Annotated in this window: 17 protein-coding genes; 12 read left to right on the forward strand and 5 right to left on the reverse strand. The window is 72.8% G+C overall.

The annotated features are described in order from the left end of the window. Window positions 1–101: 101 nt before the first annotated feature. Window positions 102–656: a PadR family transcriptional regulator gene (locus tag F7Q99_RS22890; RefSeq protein ID WP_153464332.1), complete on the reverse strand. Its 555-nt coding sequence runs from the start codon at window positions 654–656 to the stop codon at window positions 102–104. 210 nt (window positions 657–866) lie between these two features. On the opposite strand from F7Q99_RS22890, the gene F7Q99_RS22895 reads away from it, so the two are divergent. Further along, window positions 867–1,313, forward strand: coding sequence for an SPW repeat protein (locus F7Q99_RS22895; protein ID WP_230210295.1), 447 nt, complete (start codon window positions 867–869; stop codon window positions 1,311–1,313). Between the two features lie 79 nt (window positions 1,314–1,392). Here the strand turns inward: F7Q99_RS22895 and F7Q99_RS22900 are convergent, their stop codons facing one another. Next, complete coding sequence (locus F7Q99_RS22900; protein WP_153464334.1) at window positions 1,393–2,829, reverse strand: class II fumarate hydratase; 1,437 nt, start codon at window positions 2,827–2,829, stop codon at window positions 1,393–1,395. 385 nt (window positions 2,830–3,214) lie between these two features. On the opposite strand from F7Q99_RS22900, the gene F7Q99_RS22905 reads away from it, so the two are divergent. Further along, window positions 3,215–5,110, forward strand: a complete 1,896-nt coding sequence (locus F7Q99_RS22905) for a cholesterol oxidase substrate-binding domain-containing protein (RefSeq protein ID WP_153464336.1) — start codon at window positions 3,215–3,217, stop codon at window positions 5,108–5,110. A 34-nt stretch (window positions 5,111–5,144) separates the two neighbouring features. Here the strand turns inward: F7Q99_RS22905 and F7Q99_RS22910 are convergent, their stop codons facing one another. Further along, a complete protein-coding gene (locus tag F7Q99_RS22910; protein ID WP_153464338.1) occupies window positions 5,145–5,729 on the reverse strand; it encodes a helix-turn-helix domain-containing protein in 585 nt (194 codons plus the stop codon). A gap of 181 nt (window positions 5,730–5,910) precedes the next feature. On the opposite strand from F7Q99_RS22910, the gene F7Q99_RS22915 reads away from it, so the two are divergent. The 8 genes from F7Q99_RS22915 to F7Q99_RS22950 all read left to right on the forward strand — a co-directional run bounded on the left by F7Q99_RS22915 (window position 5,911) and on the right by F7Q99_RS22950 (window position 12,940). After that, a complete protein-coding gene (locus F7Q99_RS22915; RefSeq protein WP_153464340.1) occupies window positions 5,911–6,642 on the forward strand; it encodes an AzlC family ABC transporter permease in 732 nt (243 codons plus the stop codon). Then, window positions 6,642–6,950 carry an AzlD domain-containing protein gene (locus F7Q99_RS22920; RefSeq protein WP_153464342.1) on the forward strand — a complete coding sequence of 103 codons (309 nt, stop codon included), beginning with the start codon at window positions 6,642–6,644 and terminating at the stop codon, window positions 6,948–6,950. The genes F7Q99_RS22915 and F7Q99_RS22920 overlap by 1 nt, the downstream gene beginning before the upstream one ends. Window positions 6,951–7,263: 313 nt before the next feature. Then, window positions 7,264–8,442 carry an acyl-CoA dehydrogenase family protein gene (locus F7Q99_RS22925; RefSeq protein ID WP_153464344.1) on the forward strand — a complete coding sequence of 393 codons (1,179 nt, stop codon included), beginning with the start codon at window positions 7,264–7,266 and terminating at the stop codon, window positions 8,440–8,442. Between the two features lie 64 nt (window positions 8,443–8,506). Next, window positions 8,507–8,881 carry an ADP-ribosylation/crystallin J1 gene (locus F7Q99_RS22930; protein WP_153464346.1) on the forward strand — a complete coding sequence of 125 codons (375 nt, stop codon included), beginning with the start codon at window positions 8,507–8,509 and terminating at the stop codon, window positions 8,879–8,881. Further along, window positions 8,878–9,672, forward strand: a complete 795-nt coding sequence (locus F7Q99_RS22935) for an ATP-grasp domain-containing protein (RefSeq protein WP_326847001.1) — start codon at window positions 8,878–8,880, stop codon at window positions 9,670–9,672. Before F7Q99_RS22930 ends, F7Q99_RS22935 begins: the two co-directional genes overlap by 4 nt. Before the next feature lie 122 nt (window positions 9,673–9,794). Further along, window positions 9,795–10,673, forward strand: coding sequence for an alkaline phosphatase family protein (locus F7Q99_RS22940; RefSeq protein ID WP_153464348.1), 879 nt, complete (start codon window positions 9,795–9,797; stop codon window positions 10,671–10,673). A 368-nt stretch (window positions 10,674–11,041) separates the two neighbouring features. Continuing rightward, on the forward strand, window positions 11,042–11,524 hold the full coding sequence (locus tag F7Q99_RS22945) for a hypothetical protein (protein WP_153464350.1): 483 nt from the start codon (window positions 11,042–11,044) through the stop codon (window positions 11,522–11,524). A 132-nt stretch (window positions 11,525–11,656) separates the two neighbouring features. Further along, window positions 11,657–12,940, forward strand: coding sequence for a multidrug effflux MFS transporter (locus tag F7Q99_RS22950; protein WP_153464351.1), 1,284 nt, complete (start codon window positions 11,657–11,659; stop codon window positions 12,938–12,940). 134 nt (window positions 12,941–13,074) lie between these two features. On the opposite strand, the gene F7Q99_RS22955 is transcribed toward F7Q99_RS22950, so the two are convergent. Further along, window positions 13,075–13,689, reverse strand: coding sequence for a carbohydrate binding domain-containing protein (locus F7Q99_RS22955; RefSeq protein ID WP_326847002.1), 615 nt, complete (start codon window positions 13,687–13,689; stop codon window positions 13,075–13,077). A 7-nt stretch (window positions 13,690–13,696) separates the two neighbouring features. Between F7Q99_RS22955 and F7Q99_RS41380 the strand changes: the two genes are divergently transcribed. Continuing rightward, window positions 13,697–13,936 carry a hypothetical protein gene (locus F7Q99_RS41380; protein WP_230210951.1) on the forward strand — a complete coding sequence of 80 codons (240 nt, stop codon included), beginning with the start codon at window positions 13,697–13,699 and terminating at the stop codon, window positions 13,934–13,936. Between the two features lie 148 nt (window positions 13,937–14,084). Then, complete coding sequence (locus F7Q99_RS22960) at window positions 14,085–15,455, forward strand: hypothetical protein (RefSeq protein WP_326847003.1); 1,371 nt, start codon at window positions 14,085–14,087, stop codon at window positions 15,453–15,455. Between the two features lie 111 nt (window positions 15,456–15,566). Here the strand turns inward: F7Q99_RS22960 and F7Q99_RS22965 are convergent, their stop codons facing one another. Then, complete coding sequence (locus F7Q99_RS22965) at window positions 15,567–16,115, reverse strand: hypothetical protein (protein ID WP_153464354.1); 549 nt, start codon at window positions 16,113–16,115, stop codon at window positions 15,567–15,569. Window positions 16,116–16,228: the final 113 nt, after the last annotated feature.

Consider the following 16,228-nt stretch of genomic DNA (forward strand, 5'->3'; position numbering starts at 1 on the left):
AGATGACAGCATTCAGATTTCAGACTCTGTCATCTGTCTGCTGTCGTCCCTTGTCCGTTCTTCGTTCTTTCGTTCTCCCCTGTCCGTCACCTGTCGGACTGTCAGGGGCGACGGTCGGCGGTGAGGCGGTGCAGGGTGGCGAGCACGTCGTCCAGCCAGGCGAGGGTCATCCGCTCGTACTCGATGCCGCCGCGCAGCACCACGTGCTGGAGTTCCTGTGTGGTGTCGAGCGCGGTGAGGTCGGGGAAGTCCCGTTGCTCGCCGTGCAGGTAGCGGGCGAGCAGCGCGGCGTGGCCGTCCCGGTGGCGCTCGACCTCGGAGATCAGTGCGGCCGGGTCGTCGAAGGCGGCGGCGCGGATCTTCACCGCGAGCTCGTGCCGGACGGTCTCCGGCTCGACCGGTTCGCGCAGCCAGTCGGACAGCGCCGCCCGTCCGGGCCCCGCCGCCGAGTACACCTTCTTGTCCGGGCGGCCGTCCTGGGCGACCTCCTCGGCGGCGATCCAGCCGTCCGCCTCCATGCGCCGCAGCACCCGGTAGATCTGCTGGTGGGTGGCGGTCCAGAAGCGGCCGATGGAGCGGTCGAAGCGCCGGGCCAGCTCGTAGCCGGAGCCGGGCTGCTCCAGCAGTGAGACGAGGATCGCGTGCTCCAGTGCCATGACCGGCATCTTCCTATGCAACGAGTTGCATAGGCAATGGGCGCCCGGAGTGGTGAGACGCAGGTCACCGGCGTGATCGGATGGTTATCGATCATTTGGGACGATTAGGTGCAAAACGTTAGAGAAGCGCCAGAATGGGTACGGGGCAAGCGCCTTCCATGGTCCGAACCACAGGAGGTGGTATCGGTGGCAACCCATATGCCAACGGGCATGGAGCACCACCCGGACATCGTCGAACTCCGGGAACACTACGAGCGGGTCACCTTGACCCCCCGCGCCCAGGGCGTGGAGGCCCTGGCCGTTCTGGCCGGCCTCTTCCTGGCAGCATCGCCCTGGATCGTCGGCTTCTTCCCCTTCACCCCGCTGACCGTGACCTGCCTGATCGTGGGCCTGGCCTACACGGCGCTGATGGCCGGATACGGGTCGGCCTACGAACGTACCCACGCACGAGCCTGGGCGGCAGCCGCGCTAGGCGTCTGGACGATCATCTCCCCCTGGGCCATCTCCGGATCGCCCGCGCGGGGCAAGAACATCACAACCTGCGTCATCGTCGGCACCGTGATGTTCCTGCTCGGACTCGCGGCGCTCTCGATGGCCACGATCACGGCGAACGGAGCAGCGATGCGGCTCGGCCGGGCCGGCCGCGCCAAGGGCTGACCTTCCCCACGGCCCGCGTCCGGGGCGTGGAGGGCCGAACCACCCTCCGCGCCCCGGCGCACGTTCTCCGAGGGCCGCGCTACGGGTGTGTCATCCGCAGCACGTCCAGGGCCTCGTCGAGTTGCTCCCGGGTGAGCTTGCCCGCCTCCAGGTAGCCGCGCTCGACAACCACCTGACGGATCGTCTTCCGCTCGGCCAGCGCCTGCTTGGCGACCTTCGCCGCCTCCTCGTACCCGATGTACCGGTTCAGCGGGGTGACCACCGACGGCGAGGACTCCGCGTACTCCCGTGCCCGTTCGACGTTGGCGGTGATGCCGTCCACCGTCCGGTCGGCGAGCAGCCGGGCGCTGTTGGAGAGCAGCCGCACCGACTCCAGCACGTTCCGGGCGATCACCGGGAGCATCACGTTCAGCTCGAAGTTGCCGCTCGCGCCGGCCAGCGTGACGGTGGCGTCGTTGCCGACCACCTGAGCGGCGACCATCAGCACCACCTCGGGCAGCACCGGATTCACCTTGCCCGGCATGATCGACGAACCGGGCTGCAGGTCCGGCAGGTTGATCTCGCCCAGGCCGGTGCGCGGGCCCGATCCCATCCACCGCAGGTCGTTCGCGATCTTCGTGAACCCGACCGCGACCGTGCGCAGTTGGCCGCTCAGCTCGACCAGGGCGTCCCGGGCTCCCTGTGCCTCGAAGTGGTCCCGGGCCTCGGTCAGCGGCAGGCTGGTGGCGCGGGCCACCTCCTCGATGACGGCCGCCGGGAAGCCGGGCGGAGTGTTGATGCCGGTGCCCACCGCCGTGCCGCCGAGCGGCAGTTCGGCGACCCGGGGGAGCGTCGCGAGCAGCCGCTCCCGGCCGTTGCGGACCTGCGCCGCGTAGCCGCCGAACTCCTGGCCGAGGGTGATGGGCGTCGCGTCCATCAGGTGCGTCCGGCCCGACTTGACCACCTGCGCGAACTCGGCCGCCTTGCGCTCCAGAGCCTCGGCCAGGTGATCCAGGGCCGGGATCAGGTCGTGCGTGACGGCGGCGGTGGCGGCGACGTGGATCGAAGACGGGAACACGTCGTTGGACGACTGGCTCGCGTTGACGTGGTCGTTCGGGTGGACCGGCCGGCCCAGCCGCTCGCCGGCCAGGGTGGCGATCACCTCGTTCGCGTTCATGTTGGACGAGGTGCCCGAGCCGGTCTGGAAGACGTCCACCGGGAACTCGTCGTCCCAGCGGCCCTCCGCGACCTCCTCGGCCGCCGCCGCGATCGCCCCCGCCGTCTCCTCGTCCAGCACGCCGAGCCGGGCGTTCACGCGGGCCGCCGCCGCCTTGATCCGGGCCAGAGCGGCGATGTGCGCGCGCTCCAGCCGCTGGCCGGACACCGGGAAGTTCTCCACCGCCCGCTGTGTCTGCGCCTGCCACTTGGCGGCCGCCGGCACCCGGACCTCGCCCATCGAGTCGTGTTCGATCCGGTAGTCCTGCCCGTGCTGCTGTCCGAGGCCCTGGTCTTGGCCCTGGTCCTGCTGGTCACCCATCGTGCGCTGCGCCTCCTGAACTGAACCGTTCCGAACTGAACTGTCCTGAACGCTCTCCCATCTCGACAGCGGCGCGCGGGCCCCGGGTATTTCCGGCGGCCCGCGCAACCACTCGCGGGGAGCGGGCGGTCGGCCGATGAAGGACGAGGTCTACCTGCCGGACTCGGCGGCCGCGCAGTGACAGCGCTACGGAGGCCGCCCTGGTCGCGCCGCGTTGAGTGGCCATGGGTGCCGACTGTGATCACTCGTACGAGTGAATGGCCAGCTGGGACGCTTCAAACGGCCGTGCGCCGCTTCGTACGCTCCTGCCCGGGCCGGGCGGACACCGGTCCGCCCGGCCCGCGGTTCGTTCGGCCCGGGGCTACCGACACAGGGGGGCGGACGGATGACCACGGCACAGCATGGGGCCGGCGCGAGCAGTGGTGAGGTACGGGGGAGCGGGTTCACCCGTCGGCGACTGCTCGGCGCGTCGGCCGGGCTCGGCGCGGGGGCGTGGCTGCTGCGCGGCACCGTCGGCCCGGAGAGCGCCGAGGCCGCCGACACCGTGCCGCCCGGGCTTCCCGCCGGCACCGAGCTGTACCAGCGGGTCTTCCAGAACTGGTCCGGCGAGATCCGCACCGACCAGCTGTGGACGTGCGCGCCCCGCACCCCCGAGGAGGTCCCCGTCCTCGCCGACTGGGCGCATGCCAACGGCTGGCGGCTTCGCGCCACCGGCTACCGGCACACGTGGGCCCCACTGACCGTCGCCAACGGGACACCCGACAGCGCCCGCGTCCTCCTCGTCGATACCAGCCGGTACCTCACCGGGATCACCGCCGAGTCGCCCACCGCGGTCCGCGTCCAGACCGGCGCCACCATGGAGAACCTGCTCGCCCACCTGGCCGGCCGGGGTCTCGGCCTCACCTCGTGCCCTGCCCCCGGCGAGCTCACCGTCGGCGGCGTCCTCGCCATCGGCGGACACGGCACCGCCGTCCCCGCCGCCGGCGAGACCCGCCCGGACGGGCACGGCTACGGCTCGGTCAGCAACCAGGTCACCCGCCTCACCGCCGTCGTCCTCGACCCCGCCAGTGGCCGCTACACCCTGCGCACCTTCGACCGCTCCGAGGCCGACAGCGCCGCCTTCCTGGTCCACCTGGGCCGGGCGTTCCTCACCGAGGTCGTGCTGCGGGCCGGTGCCGACCGGCCGCTGCGATGCGTCAGCCGCCTCGACATCCCGGCGAGCGAACTCTTCGCCCGTGCGGGCAGCGGTGGCAGCGGCGACGGTGGCTTGCTGGGTGGCATCCTCGGCGGTGGCCCCGGTGGCGGCCCGCGTACCTTCGCCGATTTCGTCGACCGCGACGGCCGCGCCGAAGCGATCTGGTTCCCCTACACCGAGTACCCCTGGCTCAAGACCTGGAGCGTCGCCCCGGCCAAGCCGCTCGCCGCCCGCGCCGTCGACCAGCCCTACAACTACCCCTTCTCGGACAGCATTCCGGAACCCGTCGCCCGGCTCGCCGGCCAAATCGTCTCCGGCGCCTGGGGATCGGCCCCGCTGTTCGGCCAACTCCAGTACCTCATCGCCAAAGTGGCGCTCACCGGGGACCTCTCGGACGTCCTCCTCTCCGGCGGCCTGCTCCGCGACCTGCTCACCGGCGACCTGCTCACCCACCTGCTCGCCGGCGGACTGCGCTCCGACCTCTGGGGCCCCTCGCGCAACCTGCTGCAGTACGTCCGGCCCACCACGCTGCGGGTCACCGCCAACGGCTACGCGGTCCTCGTCAAGCGCGACGACCTGCAGTGGGTTGTCAGCGAATTCGCAGCCCACTACCGGCAGTTGCTCGCCGAGTACGAGGCGCGCGGGGAGTACCCGGTGAACGGCGCGGTGGAGATCCGGGTCACCGGTCTGGACGACCCGGTCTGCGCCGGCGTCCCCGGCGCCCGGCCGCCGCTGCTGTCGGCGCTCCGCCCGCGCCCGGACCGCCCCGAGTGGGACACCGCCGTCTGGCTCGACGTCCTCGCGCTTCCCGGCACCCCCGGCCTGGAGCGCTTCGCCCGCGAGCTGGAGCAGGGGCTGCTGCGCACCTTCGACGGCACCCGGGCGGGCCTGCGCGTCGAGTGGTCCAAGGGCTGGGCGTACACCACCGACGCGGTCTGGTCCGACCCTGACGTGCTCGGCCGGGTCATCCCCGCGAGCCTTCGCGACGGCGGCGGGCCCGGCTGGGACGAGGCGATCGACGTCCTGAACCGGCACGACCCGCACCGGGTGTTCGGAAATGCCTTCCTGGACGCGCTGTTGAAGTAGGCAAATCGCTCTGACTGGACGTCAGGCGGTGTCGTCAGATGTGCTCCATCACGATCACCGCCAGGGTGTCCGGGGCAAGGGCGCGGAACACGTGAGGGGCGTCGCCCGGGTAGCTCACGTAGTCACCCGGGCGCAGCTCGACCGGGGCGTCCGTCGGGCCGACCAGCGCCCGGCCCGCGCCGAGCAGCACGTGCTCCACCGTGCCGGGCATGTGCGGATCGGACGCCCTGGTTTCGCCGGGCTGCGCCTCGATCCGATAGATGTCGCGCCGGGCGTTCGGCGGGCAGGAGGACAGCACGGTGGCCGCGTAGTCGGCCCGTTCGGAGTGCGTGACCGGGCCCTCGCCGGCACGGATCACCTGCACCGCGGGGCGCGGCGGGTCGACCAGCCGGCTGAACGGCACGTTCAGCGCCACGCCGAGCGCCCAGAGCGTCTCGACGCTCGGGTTGCCCGCGCCCGACTCCAGCTGGGAGAGCGTCGACTTGGCGATCCCCGCCCGCCGGGCCAGCTCGGCCATCGACAGCCCACTGCGCTCGCGCTCGCGCCGGATCGACGCGGCGATCAAGCCGATCAGCTCCGTGCCGGAGCCCGCGGGTGGGGTGGGGGTTCGGTCACTCATGCTCGCCACTCACGCTCTCTCCCGCTTCGCGCTTCCTGGTTCGTGCCCCGCCTCGGCGCTGCTCATGGTGCCACGTGCGCGGGGCGCTGCACCGGCCGCTCGGTCGCGCTGCCGATCGTTCGCCCTGTCGGTCCACATGTTCGCCTTGACGAACGAGTGCATTGGGTTCAGTCTAATGGACATGCGTTCGCTCCTTCGAACACTGGAGCATGCCACCCTCCGTGACATCGCTCTGGTCTGCCTGGCCGACGCACTCGTCGGCGCCTCCTTCGGCGCGATCAGCGTCTCCGGCGGTCTGCCGCTGTGGGTGCCGGTCGCCATGTCCCTCCTCGTCTTCGCGGGCGGGTCACAGTTCGCTGCCGTCGGCGTGGTGCTCTCCGGGGGCGGCGCGCTCGCTGCCGTCGCCACGGGGCTGGTGCTCAACGCCCGCCTGTTGCCGTTCGGCTTCACCGTGGCGGACGTGCTCGACGGGCCGTGGTGGCGGCGGCTGTTGGGCGCACAGCTCATCACGGACGAGACCGCCGCGTTCGTCCTCCAGCAGGAGGGGCGGCGCCGCCGCCGGGCCGCGTTCTGGCTGTGCGGGATCGCGCTGTTCACGGTCTGGAACGTGTCCGTCCTGCTCGGCGCCGCCGCGGGCGGGCTCATCGGCGACACGGACGCGCTCGGCCTCGACGCCGCCTTCCCGGCTGTGCTGCTCGCACTCGTGCTGCCGTCGCTCACGGACCGCCGCATGCGGACCGCCGCCGTGGCGGGCGCGGTCGTCGCGGTCGCGGCCACGCCGTACCTGCCGGCGGGGCTGCCGGTGTTGCTGTCGCTCGTCGGGCTGCTGTTCGCGGGGCGCCCCCGGGTGGAGGCCGAGCGCCCCACGGGCGGGGAGGGTGTGTCCAGCGTCGAGAAGGAGGGCGTCCGTTGATGCCGCTGTATGCCGTGCTGCTGCTTGCCGCCGGGACGTATGCCTACCGCCTTGCCGGGCCGCTCCTCGGGCACCGGCTCGCTCTGTCCGAGCGGCTGCGGCACCTGCTCGCCGTTGCCGCGGGCGTCCTGCTGGTCGCCCTGGTCGCCACCGGCGCGCTCACCCAGGGGCACGGCTTCGCGGGGTGGGCCCGCCCGGCCGGCGTGCTGGTCGCCGGAGTGCTCGCGCTGCGCCGCGCTCCGTTCCCGGCCGTCGTCGTCGCTGGCGCGGCGACGACGGCGGTGCTCCGGTTGTGCGGGGTGGGCTGACGGTGGACGACTAACAACTGACAGATGACAGATTTCGAAATCTGTCATCTGTCAGTTGTTATCTGTCATCCGTTCGCCGTTCACGCGCCCGGCACGCCCGGCACGCCCGGCACGCCATGCCCCGGCCACGGTCCCGTTCCGTCGTCCTGCCGCCGCGCCCCTGCGCCGCGTCGGCGAGTTGAGGTACCGCCATGTCGCCTTCCTCACTCGCTCGCGCCCACCCGCCGCCCGGTCGCGTGCGCGATACTCGCCGGTACCCAGCCGAGTGCCCGCCGCATCTCCGCCGAGACCACCGAGACCACAAGGAGCTTCAATGACGAAGCCGACCCGGATCGACCCGGCCGACCTGCTCGCCGTCGGCGACATGCTCACCGACGAGGAGCGGCTGATCCGCGACACCGTCCGGAAGTTCACCGACGAGCGGATCCGCCCGCACATCGGCGACTGGTTCGAGCGCGGAGTCTTCCCCGCCCGGGAGCTCGCCCCCGAGCTCGGCGCGCTCGGCGTGCTCGGCATGCACCTCGACGGCTACGGCTGCACCGGTTCCAGCGCGGTCGCCTACGGCGTCGCGTGCATGGAACTGGAGGCCGCCGACTCCGGGCTGCGCAGCTTCGTCTCCGTCCAGGGCTCACTCGCGATGCGCTCCATCCACGCCTTCGGCTCCGAGGAGCAGAAGGAGCGCTGGCTGCCGGGCATGGCCGCCGGCGAGCTGATCGGCTGCTTCGGCCTCACCGAGCCGGACTTCGGCTCCGACCCGGCGAACATGCGCACCCGCGCGGTGCGCAAGGGCGGCGACTGGGTGCTCTCCGGCAGCAAGATGTGGATCACCAACGGCAGCATCTCGGACGTCGCCGTCGTCTGGGCGCAGACCGAGGAGGGCGTGCGCGGCTTCCTCGTCGAGCAGGGCACCCGCGGTCTGACCGCCACCGATGTGCACGGCAAGCTGTCGCTGCGCGCCTCCGTCACCAGCGAGCTCGCGTTCGACGACGTGGTGCTGCCGGCCGACGCCGTGCTGCCCGGGGTCGCCGGCCTGCGCGGACCGCTCTCCTCCCTCAACGAGGCCCGCTACGGCATCCTCTGGGGCACCGTCGGCGCCGCCCGCGACAGCTACACCGCCGCCCTCGACTACGCGAAGAGTCGGATCCAGTTCGACCGCCCGATCGCCGGTTTCCAGCTGACCCAGCAGAAGCTGGTCGAGATGATGCTGGAGGTCGAGAAGGCGTACCTGGTCGCGCTGCGGATCGGCCGGCTCAAGGACGAGGGCGCGGCCCGTCCGGCGCACATCAGCTTCGGCAAACTCAACAACGTCCGCACCGCGCTGGAAATCGCCCGCAGCGCCCGGACCGTTCTCGGCGCGAACGGCATCACCACCGAGTATCCAGTGCTTCGGCACGCCAACAACCTGGAGTCCGTGCTCACCTACGAGGGCACCAGCGAGATCCACACCCTCGTCCTCGGTGAGGCCATCACCGGCGAGTCCGCCTACCGCTGACGGGCCGTTCACCAGGGGAAAACCGGTGGCCGGGCCCGTGCGCGCCCGGCTACCGTCCCCTGCCATGAACGGTCAGCACGCCCAGACGCCCCCGACCACCACCCTCTGGCGCCCCACCGGCCCCGAGGAGCTGGCGCTGGTCGAGGCCGCCGACTGGCGCGCCTGGCCTCCCCGCCTGCCCGACCAGCCGATCTTCTACCCCGTCCTGAACGAGGACTACGCGATCCGCATCGCCCGCGACTGGAACGTCCCCGCCTCAGGCGTCGGCTACGTCACCCGCTTCGAGGTGGACACCGCCTTCCTCGCCCGCTACCCCGTGCAGCAGGCCGGCGGCCGGACCATCCTCGAACTGTGGGTACCGGCCGAGGAGTTGGACGAGTTCAACCGGCACATCGTCGGCCGGATCGAGGTCGTCCACGAGTTCCGGCCAGAGCAGTGACCGCAAGGAGCGCGCCCGTCCTGCTCACCTGCGCCCAGGAGACCAGCACCACCGCCCTGCTCGTCGAGGCCGCCGCCCGCCGCGGCCTCGACACCGCCGCGCTCACCGGCCCCGCCGCCGTCGAACGGCTCACCGGGCGGCTCGTCCACTGGTACGGCGGCCCGCTCGCCGCCGCGCGTGTCGCCGCACCGCTCGGCCTCGCCCTGCTCGAACCCGACGATGCCTGGCTCACCCGGCTCCCCGCCGAGCTCACCCGCCGCCGGATCGAACTCACCACCCTCGCGGAGGCCTGGACGCTGCGCGAACCTGCTTTCGTCAAGCCGCCCTCCGACAAGTCACTGCCGCCCGCCGTCTATCCGGACGGCTCCCGGCTGCCGCGCACCGGCGAGCGGATCGGCCCCGACACGCCCGTCCTGGTGAGCGAGCCCGTGAGGTTCGCCGCCGAGTACCGGCTGTTCGTCCTCGACGGTGAGGTCCGCACCGGCAGCCGCTACGCCCGCTTCGGCCGTCTCGACCCGGGCCCGCTCGCCGCCGACGCCACCGCCTTCGCCCGGCGCCTGCTCGCCGCCGCCGGCGACACCCTGCCGAGCGCCGTCGCGCTGGACGTCGGGCCGCTCGCCGATCCGTATGACTCGGCCGAGCACTGGGCCGTCGTCGAGGCGAACATGCCGTGGTTCGCGCACTGCTACGCCGCCGACCCGGACCGCGTCCTGGACGTCGTCCTGCGCGCCGCCGGGCCGTGGGCCGCTCTCGCACCCGCCGACCGGCGGTTCGTCAGGACAGCCGCCTGACACCCGGTGGACACCGCGCGTTCGGTGACCGGACACCGGGCGGTACGGCGGGCGGTGAAACATGGCGCGGTCGGCGGCGCCCTCGGCGGGTGCACCCGGTGCCTACGACCGAAAGGAACACCATGCCCACTGCCTCGTGGCCGCGCCCCCGGGTGCTCGTCGTCGGGATCGACGGCGTCCGGTACGACTACCTGGAGCACGTGCCGATGCCGCGGCTCACGGAGGTCGCCGCGGCCGGGTTCCTCGTGCCGGTGACCGTGGCGGACTCCACCCCCACCATGTCCGGACCCTGCTGGGCCACCATCGTGACCGGCGTCGAGCCCGCCAAGCACGGCGTGTGGGGCAACCACCTGGCCGGCAACCGGCTCGACGTCTTCCCCGACTTCGCCACCCGCCTCAACCGCGGCGACCGCCGCCGCACCTTCGTCGCGGCCGGCTGGGACCCGCTGATGATCAACGAGTCCGGCGGCCCGCTGTTCCGCGCCCCCGGCCGGCTCTCCTACATAGCCCCCGCCGAGGACACGCCCGAGGCGTGGGAGACCGTGGACGAGGAGGTCACCCGCGAGGCCGTCCACGTCCTCGGCACCGCAGACCCGGAGGCCTCCTTCGTCTACCTCGGCGCCGTCGACGAGACCGCCCACTTCCTGGGCTGCGGCGACGAGTACCGCGCGTCCATGCGCGCCGCCGACGAACGCCTCGGCCGCCTGCTCGACGCCGTCCGCGGCCGCACCGGCTACGCCGACGAGCAGTGGACCGTCATCGTCGTCACCGACCACGGCCACGTCGACGCGGGCGGCCACGGCGGCCGGACCGCCGAGGAGCGCACCGCCTGGGTCGCCTGCGCCGGGCACGACATCCCGGCCGGCCCGCCCACCGGGGAGATCCGCCACCCGGACGTCGCCGCCCAGGTGTACGCCTCGCTGCTGCGCCCCATCGACCCGCACTGGACCCTCGACGGCCGTCCCTTCCCGGTCGCCCGGCCGGTTACCGCGGCCGTCTGAGGGGTGTTCTGACGGGCGCACCTGCGGGCCGATGCTCCGGGTGCAGCACGCCGGGCTGCGCCGGAGCCGGACCTGAGCGAGGCTCTATCGAGGCTCGGCGATGCTTCGGCCGGGCATGGCCTGGCAGCAGCCCATAGCCCGAGACGGATAGCGGCACATACCTCTGAAGGTGGAGAAGCCACCCCGTGGAATGGAGGCGTGAAAGCGACCTCGTGGTGACGAAACGACGAGGTGGCACGGGCCAGGATGGTGACACCGGTCGGCAGACCGCGCGGGCCGGGCACGGAGACGGACTCGCACGCGGAGCCGAGACCGGCCTTCGGAACCGAACACGGCACCGACCACGGACATGGAGAGGGCAAGCGGGCATGAAAGGCATCGTGAGCAAGGTCGCGATCGGAGTCGCGGGCACGGGCATGGCCGTCGCCGTGGCCACCGTGGCCGTCGGCCCACGGGTGTCCGAGTGGTACGACGGGCGCCACCAGGTGCAGGCCTCGTACGCCACCGGCGGCGAGGCCAAGGCCGACCGCCGCTCGATGCCCGCCTGGCTGCCCGACAACGCCTCCTCGGTGCGCTACATGATGTCCACCACCGGCGACGACCGCCTGCTGCGCGCCGTTCTCCCCGAGGGGCGGCTGCCGGCCGGGTGCACCGCCGGGCTGCCGGGCAAGGCCGTCCACCGGGTGCCGGCGTCGCTCAGGGCCGGCTGGTTCCCCGAGGGCGTCGCCACCAAGGCCAGCGGTACCTGCGGGCACTACAACGTGACGCTCCACGGCCACCAGCTCTACGCCTGGCAGGACGGCGCCGCCGTCCAGGCGGCCCTGCGCGCGGAGCGGCCCGCCAAGCACTGAGCCGGGCGGGTCGTGGAGGAGGCCGCCCGGCGGCCCCACTGCCGGAGCTGGACGGGGCTGCGATAGGACGGAGCGTGGACAAACCCGTCCCGCCCCGTCCCGCCCCGTCCCGTCCGTCCAGCAAGGAGCCCCATGCCTGGCCCTGGCCCGACCGCCGGTCCGTCCGACGACACGTCGACCGCCCCCGCCGCCTCCGTCACTGGCCCGGACGGCCCTGGCCGGGGCACCGCCGCCGTACTCGGGGCGCTGACCGCGCTCGGCCCGCTCACCACCGACCTCTACCTGCCGGGCCTGCCCGCGATCGCCGACGACCTCGTCGCCCAGCCGGCCGCCGTGCAACTCACCCTCACCTTCTCGCTGTTCGGGGTGGCCGCCGGGCAGCTGATCTTCGGGCCGTTCAGCGACCGCTTCGGTCGCCGGCCGCCGCTGCTCGCCGGGCTCGTCGTCTACACCCTCGCCAGCGCGGTGTGCGTGTTCGCGCCGACCCTGTCGGTGTTGATCGCCGGCCGTTTCGTCCAGGGCGCGGCCGGGGCCGCCGGTCTGGTCATCGGACGGGCCGTTGCCCGGGACCGCTTCCAGGGCGTGGCGATGCTCCGGTTCCTCGCCTCGATCACGCTGATATCAGGTCTGGCGCCGATCCTCGCCCCGATCGTCGGGGCCCAGCTGCTTCGGGTCACCTCATGGCGCGGCACCTTCGGCGTGCTGACCGCGCTCGGTCTGCTGCTTGTCCTGGCCGCGTTCGGTGCGCTGCGCGAGACCCTGCCGGCTGAGGCCCGGCCCGGCGGCGGGCTGGTGGCCACACTGCGGACGATGGGCGGGCTGCTGCGTGACGTGCCGTTCCTCGGGCTGATGCTGACGAGCACCTTCGGGTTCGGGGCTCTGTTCGGCTACATCAGCGGGTCGTCCACGGTGCTTCAGCACGCCTACCACGTGTCGCCGCAGACCTACAGCCTGCTGTTCGGGGCGAACTCGCTGGCCCTCGTCGCCATGACGCAGCTGAACGGCCGGGTGCTCGCGCGCCGGTTCACCTCGGACGCGCTGATGCTGGCGGGGCTTGGCGTGGCGGCGGCCGCGGGGGTGGCGCTGGTGCTGGTGACGGCGGTGTGGGACCTCGGGCTGCCAGGGGTCTGCCCTGCGTTGTTCGTGATGATGGGCAGCATGGGCGTGGTGCTGCCGAACTCGTCGGCACAGGCACTCAGTCTGGTCGAGCCGCAGGCGGCCGGGACGGCGTCGGCGCTGCTCGGGACGGGGAACTTCCTGTGCGGGGCGGTGGTCGCGCCGCTGAGCAGTCTCGGCGGGCAGCCGTCCGCGGTGCTGCTGGCCGTGGTGGTGCTGGCGTGCGGGGTGCTGGCGGTTGCGGCGTACGTCGGGCTGTGCCGGCCGCGGCGGGAGCCGGCGGTGGCAGCGGGCGGGTGACAGAACAGATGACAACGGACAGCTGGCAGATAACAGATAACAGATGTTGAAATCTGTCATCTGTTATCTGAACCCTGTCACCTGCAACCTGTTCCGTCTTCGTCTTGCCCGCGACCTGCTCCCCACCCCCCCCGTCAGGTGATCGCGAAGTCGTCCCCATAGACGCTGCCCTGGCCGTACCACCCGTGCAGGTACACCGTGACGGTGCCGGAAGCGCCGGTGCTGAAGGGGGCGGTCAGCTTGGTCCAGCCGGTGGAACTGGCCCACGTGCTGGCGTTGGCCCCGCCGCTGACGCCCAGGTAGGCGTAGTTGCCCTGTACCCAGCCGGTCAGCGCGTAGCTGGTGTTGGGCTTGAGCGTGACGGTCTGGGAGCACTCGCCGGTCCGGCTGCCGGTCGGGGTGGCCCGCAGTGCGTACGAGCCCGAGTGGACCGGGGTGGTCGCCGCGGCGCCGCCGCTCTGGCAGGTCCACGGGGCGAGGCTGCCGGATTCCAGGCCGCCGTTGACCAGGCCGCCGGGCGGCGGGGTGGCGCCGGTGACGGTCAGCGTGAAGGTGGCGGCGTGGGTGCCGGAGGCGGCGCTCCCGGTGACCGTCAACGGGTAACTCCCAGGCGCCACAGCCGCAGTGGTGCTGATGTCGAGCGTCGCGCTGGCGCCCGCGGTGACGCTGCCGGGGGTGACGGTGGCGGTGGCGCCGGCCGGGGCGCCGCGCACCGACAGGTTGACGCTCTGCGCGGAACCGGCGGTCACCGCCGTCGTGATCCTCGCGGAGGCGGGCGAACCTGCCGCCATCGTGGCCGAGTTCGGGTTCACCGCCACCGCGATCGCCTTGTTGCGGCGGTCGATGCCCGCCGTGTTGGTCAGGGAGTTGTCCTCGACGTCGAGGTCGATACGGCTGACGTCGTACGTGGTGATGACGTTCTCGAAGGCGGCCGCGATCTGGTTGACGTCCGTGCAGCTGTCGGCGATCTCGGTGCCGGTGTGGTCGGCCGTTTAGCCGCCGACCACTCGTCTGTCAAGATGCCTGACAGTTCGCCACCGTGTGGTCCTGTCGCGACCGGGCAGGATTATCCGTTTGTGGGTGCCGGTGCCCGTCCGGGATGATCGGGCGTCCACCAGACTCCCATCCCCGGAGGAACACCCCTGTGACGACCCCCTCGCTGGACACCGCCTGGCGCCACCTGGAAGCCGGCGACCCGCACGCCGTCCTGCGCGAACTCCGCAGCCTCGCCGACGACGTGCCCGCCGCCCAGGTTGCCCCGCTGGTCCAGCGGCTGGCCGCCGACAGTGACTTCGACGACCTGGCCGAGGCCGCCGGCCGCCTCGCCGCCGGAGCCACCGGCCCCGTCGCCCTCTACAAGTACGGCTACGCCTGCGTCGAGCGCGGCGTCCCCTACCTCGCCGTCCCGGCCCTCGCCGAGGCGCTGCGCCTGGCCGCAGCCGAGGTCCGCGAGGGCGAGAAGGCCAAGCGCGGCCTCTTCGGTCGCAGCAAGCCCCAGCCCGACAATCGCCTGCCGATCCTCGGCGAACTCGCATCCGCCTACGAGGACGAGGAGCGGCACGCCGAGGCGGCCGCCGCGCTGCGCGGACACGAGACGATCCTGCGCGACTGGCCCGAGCGCTATCTGCTCGCGTACAACGCCCTGATGTCCGGCGACCGCACCACCGCCCGCGCCACCCTCGACGGCCTCTCCGGCCCCGACGACCAGTGGCGGCCCGCCGCCGACCGGGTGCGCCGCGCCCTGGACCGCGCCGACGCCGTCGAGTCCGCTGCTGCCGGCATGCCCAGTGCTGCAAGCGGGTCAACCCCACCCGGGCCCGGCCCGCTGAGCCACCAGGACCTGCGCGGCTGGCACTTCGCCCTCACCGGCGGCCTGCTCGCCACCCTCTCCCCGTACGGCTTCGCGGCGGGCATGACCGGCCGCTACGCCTTCGTGCAGGACTCCTACGAGCTGTGCCGGCACGGGTTGGAGCGGCTGCGGCTGGTCCTCGAAGCGACCGGCGCCCGCCCGCGGTCGGTGTCGCTGTTGCCCGGCCGGGCCGACCGCGCCCTAGGCCTCGCCGCGGCGGACCTGCTCGGCCTGCCCGCCCAGCCGTACCGGCCGGGCACCGAGCAGACGGTGGTGGTGGCCTACGACCTGAACGACATCGACGGCATCGGCCCCGAGACGCTGGCGGCGCTGCGCGAGCGGGCGGTGGGCGAGGTGCTGTACGAGCACGCCACCTGCTGGACCGACACGCCGCCCGTCTCCGCGGACGTGAACGGCCTGCTCGGCCAGACGGTCGCCCCGCCGTGGCAGATGCTCGGCGGCGAGCCCGACGAGCGGCCCGCCGAGGCGCTGGCGGCCGAGATCCTCGCCGCGGACCCGGTCCAGGACGAGGGCGACGGCGACACTCCGCCCGACCCGGACGAGGCGCTGGCAGCATTTGCGCACGCGGTCCGCGACCGCTGGCTGACCGGTCCGCGCGACCGCTGCCGGTCGAGCGGCCCGGTGCCCAGCTCCCGTTTCCGGTAGGGGAGTTGCCGGAACGAAGGGCAAGGTGCCCTGGCCGCGTGCCTGCCGACGGCACGCGGCCAGGGCGGCCCGGCGCTCAGGACACCGGGCGGTGCGGGGCACCGTGCCGGGTCACGCCGGCGGGCAGAGGGTCGCGCGCAGGGCGTCGTTGATCTTCGCGGCCTTGTCGGGGCCGAAGCCCTGCGGGTGGTCGGGGGAGGTGAAGCGCTGGTTGGCCAGATCGACCAGCTTCGCCTTGTCCTTGGGGAACTGGTACATCGACTGGCACTGGTTGCGGGCCCGGTCCACGGCCTGCTCGGGCTTGCCGCCGACGATCGCCGGGTCGATCGCGTCCAGCGCGGCGACCAGCTTGGCGGTGACGTCGCTGCCCGGCTTGGCGGGCAGGCCGGCGTCGGTGGGCGGCGCGGGCTTGGCGGGTGCGGACGCGCCGGGGGAGCCGTCGGTCGGGGCGGGCGCGGAGACGGGGGCGGACGCCGCCGGAGAGGTGGCGTCGGTGGCCGCGGGGGCGGCCGTCCCGGAGGCGGTGGCGGCCGCGGCGGCCGAGGTGGGGGAGCCGGCCGCGGCGGTGGACGTGGCGGAGCCCGATCCGGAGCTGGAGCAGGCAGCGAGGCTCACCGCGGCGAAGGCCGTGAGGGTGGCGGCGAGGAATCGAATACGCATTCCGCCACACTGTCATGTGCGCGGCGTCGAAGGGAAGATCCCCTGGGGGCGGGCGGCGGCCCGGGAGTGCTTCCTCCCGGGCCGCCGACCGGATGCCCTGGTGGGGCGTCGGC

The sequence above is a fragment of the Streptomyces kaniharaensis genome, assembly GCF_009569385.1.
In the GTDB taxonomy this organism is placed as follows: domain Bacteria; phylum Actinomycetota; class Actinomycetes; order Streptomycetales; family Streptomycetaceae; genus Kitasatospora; species Kitasatospora kaniharaensis.

What these genes read in the sequence shown, in the direction of transcription:
- F7Q99_RS22890 (WP_153464332.1), bottom strand. Translation starts at nt 656, where the DNA reads ATGGCACTGGAGCACGCGATCCTCGTCTCACTGCTGGAGCAGCCCGGC.
- F7Q99_RS22895 (WP_230210295.1), top strand. Translation starts at nt 867, where the DNA reads ATGGAGCACCACCCGGACATCGTCGAACTCCGGGAACACTACGAGCGG.
- F7Q99_RS22900 (WP_153464334.1), bottom strand. Translation starts at nt 2,829, where the DNA reads ATGGGTGACCAGCAGGACCAGGGCCAAGACCAGGGCCTCGGACAGCAG.
- F7Q99_RS22905 (WP_153464336.1), top strand. Translation starts at nt 3,215, where the DNA reads ATGACCACGGCACAGCATGGGGCCGGCGCGAGCAGTGGTGAGGTACGG.
- F7Q99_RS22910 (WP_153464338.1), bottom strand. Translation starts at nt 5,729, where the DNA reads ATGAGTGACCGAACCCCCACCCCACCCGCGGGCTCCGGCACGGAGCTG.
- F7Q99_RS22915 (WP_153464340.1), top strand. Translation starts at nt 5,911, where the DNA reads ATGCGTTCGCTCCTTCGAACACTGGAGCATGCCACCCTCCGTGACATC.
- F7Q99_RS22920 (WP_153464342.1), top strand. Translation starts at nt 6,642, where the DNA reads ATGCCGCTGTATGCCGTGCTGCTGCTTGCCGCCGGGACGTATGCCTAC.
- F7Q99_RS22925 (WP_153464344.1), top strand. Translation starts at nt 7,264, where the DNA reads ATGACGAAGCCGACCCGGATCGACCCGGCCGACCTGCTCGCCGTCGGC.
- F7Q99_RS22930 (WP_153464346.1), top strand. Translation starts at nt 8,507, where the DNA reads ATGAACGGTCAGCACGCCCAGACGCCCCCGACCACCACCCTCTGGCGC.
- F7Q99_RS22940 (WP_153464348.1), top strand. Translation starts at nt 9,795, where the DNA reads ATGCCCACTGCCTCGTGGCCGCGCCCCCGGGTGCTCGTCGTCGGGATC.
- F7Q99_RS22945 (WP_153464350.1), top strand. Translation starts at nt 11,042, where the DNA reads ATGAAAGGCATCGTGAGCAAGGTCGCGATCGGAGTCGCGGGCACGGGC.
- F7Q99_RS22950 (WP_153464351.1), top strand. Translation starts at nt 11,657, where the DNA reads ATGCCTGGCCCTGGCCCGACCGCCGGTCCGTCCGACGACACGTCGACC.
- F7Q99_RS22965 (WP_153464354.1), bottom strand. Translation starts at nt 16,115, where the DNA reads ATGCGTATTCGATTCCTCGCCGCCACCCTCACGGCCTTCGCCGCGGTG.